This is a genomic window from Brevundimonas sp. P7753 (assembly GCF_013386595.1).
Classification (GTDB): Bacteria; Pseudomonadota; Alphaproteobacteria; order Caulobacterales; family Caulobacteraceae; genus Brevundimonas; species Brevundimonas bullata.
This window is the reverse complement of the sequence record NZ_JACARP010000162.1, coordinates 1-4,164: the sequence shown is the minus strand read 5'-3', so window position 1 is coordinate 4,164 and position 4,164 is coordinate 1. Positions and strand designations below refer to the sequence as shown.

The following is a 4,164-nucleotide window of genomic DNA, read 5'->3' as shown; positions in this document are numbered from 1 at the left end:
CTCCACCATGCTGCGCATGGTCCCCCTCCCCCGCTCCGCAGGGGAGGATCGAGTCAGCCCGCTTCGAGGCTCAAACCTCGTCCGTCACAGCCCGCAGCCGCATCACCGCCCAAGCTCGCTTCAGATCCCCGCTGCGGAACACATCGGTAAAGGTCACGCCCAGACTGACCGCCCTCACCCCGTCAGCCTCGACGGCGGCATCCGCCACCCGCGCCCGCACCGCCGCCGCCACCGCCCGCGCCTCCTCCATGCCGTTGAACCGACTGGCGCAGGTCAGGGTCAGCCGATGCTCGACCCCGCCGCCGTCCGCGTTCAGCCCCCGGCTCTCGCTTTTGCCGATCAGCAGATGCGGAAACGCGGGCTCCTCCGGCGGCTGGTCCCAGACCCTTGCCGGATCGCCCAGCAGCGCCTGCAAGGCCGCGTCGCCCTTCAGCCAGGCGATCAGCGCCTTGATCAGCGCCCCCTCATGATCCCTCATCGCGCCCGCTCCAGGTTCAGCCGCACGCGCCCCGCCGCCTTGGGATCGGCTTCGACGCCGACGACGCCCCAGTCCGCCCCGCCAAAGCGCACCACCAGCCCCTCGGACAGACGCGGATCGGCCCGCACCGTGGCGCTCAGCGTCTCCACCCCGCGCGTCACGCCGGCTTCCGTCCGCTCGCGCCGACGCCGCGCCCCAAGGCTCAACCACAACGATCCGACCGGCTCATAGCTGACGACCCGCCCGCCATAGGTCGTCTCCGCCTCCACCGCCCGCACCAGGCTCGCGATCACCTTCATGCCCCCGCGCTCACAGCCGCACCACGCGATAAGGCGCGATCCACCCCTCGACCGGCGCGACGCTCATCTCGCTGTCGCCCCGCTCATAGGCCCGCAGCACCAGCATCATCACCGCCAACCGCAACGGCGCCGCCGAGGTCGAGGCCAGGCTCAGCCCCACCTCCCCCTCGACCCGCGCCCTCGCCGCCTCGATCAGGGTCTGGATCAGCCCGTCCTTCGCCTCATGCTCGACGCGCAGGAACAGCTTCGCCTCCGTGAGGGTCACGGGTGCGCTCATGCTAAAATCTCCAATGTTCGGACGCCGCCCCTTTCCTCCCCACTTGTGGGGAGGGGGACCACGAAGTGGTGGAGGGGGCGACGCAAACGTCAGCCCTCGAGTCGCCCCCTCCGTCACGTCGCTATCGCGACGCGCCACCTCCCCATTCGCTCCGCGAACAGGGAGGAAAGTCATCAGCCCCTTACGAGGCCGCGAACTTCATCAGCTTGATCGCATCAAAGTTCTGCACCCCGCCGCCCACGCGCTTGGTCGTGTAGAACAGCACATAGGGCTTGGCCGAATAGGGGTCCCTCAGCACCCGCACCCCCGCGCGATCCACGATCAGATAGCCCCGCGAGAAGTCGCCGAACGCGATCGACAGGCTGTTGGCCGCCACATCCGGCATGGTCTCGATCTCGGTGACCGGATAGCCCAGCAGCGACGCCGTATCGCCCGGCCGCGTCGCCGGCGACCAGACATAGTTCCCGTCCGCGTCCTTGAACTTGCGCACCAACGAGACCGTGCGTCGGTTCATGACAAAGCGCCCGTTCGGCCGATACTGGGCCTTGGGCGCATAGATCAGGTCGATCAGCTTGTCCGCGGGACTGGTCGAGGCAAACGCCCCCGCCGCGCCCGAGGCCACCGTACCGATCTGGCCCCAGGTCTGCGTCCCTTCGGTCGCCGTGGCGTAGGCCAGGAAGCCCTTGGGCTTGTTGACCCCGTCGCCGCTGACGAAGGCCGCCGTCTCCTGCGCCGCAAAGGCGTCCTCGACCTCGGCCGCCAGCCATTCGTCCAGATCGATCAGGGCGTCGTCGAGCAAGGACTGCGTCGCCGCCGGACAGGCGTAGAGGTCCGCCGACGAAAACTCCAGCAGGCTCAAGGTCGCCGGGTCCGTCTCCGGCCGCGCCGCCGTCTCGGCCACCCAGCCCGCCGTCACGCCCGCCGTCGACACCGGCTTGCGGAACACGCCCGAACCCACCGTGCGCACCGTGGCGATCTCGCGCATCGGCGAGCCCGCCATCAGGCGGCGCTCGATGGCCCGCTCCGTCTCAGGCGGCACGACATAGCCCGCCGAGTTCGACGCCGACGACAGCCCCGCCTTCAGCTCCAGTCCATAGGACTGACCCGACTTCATATAGCCGTCCCACGCCGCCTTGGCCTCCGGCGCCGCCGCCACGACCGGCACCTCAGCACCCAACATCGGACGACGGCTCTCGCTCAGCGCACGGTCGAGACGCGCCTGCGCCCCCGCCACCGCCTGATCGATGCGCGCCACCTTCTCCTCCAGAAGCGCATCGGCCGACGCCTTCTTCTCGATCTCGTCCAGACGGGCGTCGTTCGCCCCTTTGAACGCCTCGAACGCCGCCATCATCTCATGCAGGGCGGCGCGCGCCTCGGGCGAAGCCGAGGCGGTCTTGGTCTCTTTCATGCTCTCTCCGGTTGAAGAACCGCGATTCGCGGTTACGCTGGGGTGCGACCTTCGAAGGTCGCACCCGGATCCTGCCGCGGCGCAGGACGCTCCCTTGAAGGATCGCCATGCGACTGCTGCTGATGTCTCTGTTCGCCGCCCTGTCGTTGGCTCCCGCCGCGCAAGCCGCCGACGACGCGCCCCCGGCCCAGGTCGAGGCCTGGCCGCTGACGCAGACCGGCGCCGTCGGCTCCTCGATATTCCTTCAGGACCGCGCCGCCGCCCGCGCCACCGACGCCCTGCTCGCCCGCTTCAGCGGCAAGCCGCCCGAGGGCCTGATCGGCTGGATCGTGGTCCCGAACGGCGAGGATCAACTGGTCCGCTTCCTCCTCGGCGACCCCGCCGCACCGCGTCCCGGCTACGACATTCTGGTCGACAAGAACGGCCGCGCCGGCGCCGTGACAGAGGCTGCCGGCGCCGCCCTCCCTGACGATCACCTTGTGCGCTATCTGGCCCGCAACACCGCCGCCTCCGGCATCGGCGCCCTGCGCTGCGCCGCCCGCTACAACGCCGTGGTTCTGGACGATCCCGACAGCGACGGCTGGCTGGTCTGGCTGCTGGCCTCGACCACCGACGCCAACAAGGTGCCGATGGGCGGCCACTACCGCTTCCACGTCAGCGCCGACGGCCGGACCCTCGAAAAGCGCGAGCAACTGTCCGGCGGCTGCCTCGACCTCGACCGTCGTCAGGCTCAGCAGGGCGGCCAGACGGTGGGCCTCATGACCAACGTCATCGTCGCCCCCCAACCGCTGGAGGTTCACGTCTTCCTGTCCCTGCTCAACCGCCTGCCGATCTACGTCATGGCCGGCGACAAGCTCTGGGGCGTCCAGGGCGCCCTGATCCGGGAAGTCGATACGTCGAAGAAGCGCTAACCTATGCCCGCCCCGATCTTCACCCTCGCCGACCTCTGGCCCAGCCTCCTGCAGCCGCTGTTGCTGGCCCTCTTCCTCGCCCTGTTCCCGCCCGGCGTCTTCTCGCATCAGAAACCCGTCAAGACGCCCCGCTGGCGGCTCGCTGGCGGCGTCTTCGTCGTCGTCTTCCTCCTCGGCGTCCCCGCCTCGCTCGTGAAGGCGGCCTTCCAGCGCGGCGCCGTCGCCGCCGGATCGGATCACCCCGTCCTGATCGGCTACGCCGCCGGCTTCGCCATCCTGCTCCCGACCCTGGCCGTCCTCTTCATCCTGCTGCGCCGCTTCCGCTCACGACCGACCTGAACCGCGCGCTCGGCAGCATCGGGAATGTCACCAGCGACACCTCCCACAGCTCCACCGCGCTCAGCACCCGCAGCCGCCCGTCGCGCCGCGCCTTCGCCGCGCGAAACCCGATCGACAGCCCGTCCAGCGCCCCCGCCCGCGTCAGGGCCTGAGCGTAACGCGCCTCAGCCGACCAGTCGCAAACGCGCCCGCGCACCCGCAAGCCGCGCTCGTCCTCGACCATCTCGTCCCAGACCCCGACCACCGCCCGGCTCTCGTGCTGATGCAGCATCCGCACCCCCGCCGCGCCGGTCTTCCCCAGGCTGTCGACGAAGGCGCCGCGCGCCACCACGTCCCCGTTCAGGTCCGCCGCGCCCCACAGCGAGGCATAGCCTTCGATCCAGACCTCACCCTTCTCCCTCCCCTTCATGGGGAGGGTGGCCGAGCCGTCAGGCGAGGTCGGGTGGGGGCGC

At 70.1% G+C, this 4,164-nt stretch carries 7 protein-coding genes; 2 read left to right on the top strand and 5 right to left on the bottom strand.

The features are described from left to right. Window positions 1–70: 70 nt before the first annotated feature. The 4 genes from HX774_RS18700 to HX774_RS18685 form a co-directional block, all read right to left on the bottom strand. Window positions 71–478, bottom strand: coding sequence for a DUF3168 domain-containing protein (locus HX774_RS18700; protein ID WP_178828938.1), 408 nt, complete (start codon window positions 476–478; stop codon window positions 71–73). Beyond that, the gene (locus tag HX774_RS18695; RefSeq protein WP_178828937.1) at window positions 475–777 is read right to left on the bottom strand and encodes a head-tail adaptor protein; all 303 of its coding nucleotides are present in this window, start codon (window positions 775–777) and stop codon (window positions 475–477) included. The genes HX774_RS18700 and HX774_RS18695 overlap by 4 nt, the downstream gene beginning before the upstream one ends. Window positions 778–787: 10 nt before the next feature. Then, window positions 788–1,054 (bottom strand): head-tail connector protein, encoded by a 267-nt coding sequence (locus HX774_RS18690; RefSeq protein WP_178828936.1) that lies wholly within the window; start codon window positions 1,052–1,054, stop codon window positions 788–790. A 181-nt stretch (window positions 1,055–1,235) separates the two neighbouring features. Beyond that, the gene (locus HX774_RS18685) at window positions 1,236–2,462 is read right to left on the bottom strand and encodes a phage major capsid protein (protein ID WP_178828935.1); all 1,227 of its coding nucleotides are present in this window, start codon (window positions 2,460–2,462) and stop codon (window positions 1,236–1,238) included. A 107-nt stretch (window positions 2,463–2,569) separates the two neighbouring features. Here HX774_RS18685 and HX774_RS18680 point away from each other — a divergent pair, with 107 nt between their 5' ends. Together HX774_RS18680 and HX774_RS18675 are read left to right on the top strand one after the other, a co-directional pair. Further along, complete coding sequence (locus tag HX774_RS18680; RefSeq protein WP_178828934.1) at window positions 2,570–3,373, top strand: hypothetical protein; 804 nt, start codon at window positions 2,570–2,572, stop codon at window positions 3,371–3,373. 3 nt (window positions 3,374–3,376) lie between these two features. Next, window positions 3,377–3,712, top strand: a complete 336-nt coding sequence (locus tag HX774_RS18675; protein ID WP_178828933.1) for a hypothetical protein — start codon at window positions 3,377–3,379, stop codon at window positions 3,710–3,712. On the opposite strand, the gene HX774_RS18670 is transcribed toward HX774_RS18675, so the two are convergent. Further along, window positions 3,675–4,121: an HK97 family phage prohead protease gene (locus tag HX774_RS18670; protein WP_178828939.1), complete on the bottom strand. Its 447-nt coding sequence runs from the start codon at window positions 4,119–4,121 to the stop codon at window positions 3,675–3,677. The genes HX774_RS18675 and HX774_RS18670 overlap by 38 nt on opposite strands. Between the last annotated feature and the right edge of the window lie 43 nt (window positions 4,122–4,164).

What these genes read in the sequence shown, in the direction of transcription:
- HX774_RS18690 (WP_178828936.1), bottom strand. Translation starts at nt 1,054, where the DNA reads ATGAGCGCACCCGTGACCCTCACGGAGGCGAAGCTGTTCCTGCGCGTC.
- HX774_RS18700 (WP_178828938.1), bottom strand. Translation starts at nt 478, where the DNA reads ATGAGGGATCATGAGGGGGCGCTGATCAAGGCGCTGATCGCCTGGCTG.
- HX774_RS18675 (WP_178828933.1), top strand. Translation starts at nt 3,377, where the DNA reads ATGCCCGCCCCGATCTTCACCCTCGCCGACCTCTGGCCCAGCCTCCTG.
- HX774_RS18695 (WP_178828937.1), bottom strand. Translation starts at nt 777, where the DNA reads ATGAAGGTGATCGCGAGCCTGGTGCGGGCGGTGGAGGCGGAGACGACC.
- HX774_RS18670 (WP_178828939.1), bottom strand. Translation starts at nt 4,121, where the DNA reads ATGAAGGGGAGGGAGAAGGGTGAGGTCTGGATCGAAGGCTATGCCTCG.
- HX774_RS18685 (WP_178828935.1), bottom strand. Translation starts at nt 2,462, where the DNA reads ATGAAAGAGACCAAGACCGCCTCGGCTTCGCCCGAGGCGCGCGCCGCC.
- HX774_RS18680 (WP_178828934.1), top strand. Translation starts at nt 2,570, where the DNA reads ATGCGACTGCTGCTGATGTCTCTGTTCGCCGCCCTGTCGTTGGCTCCC.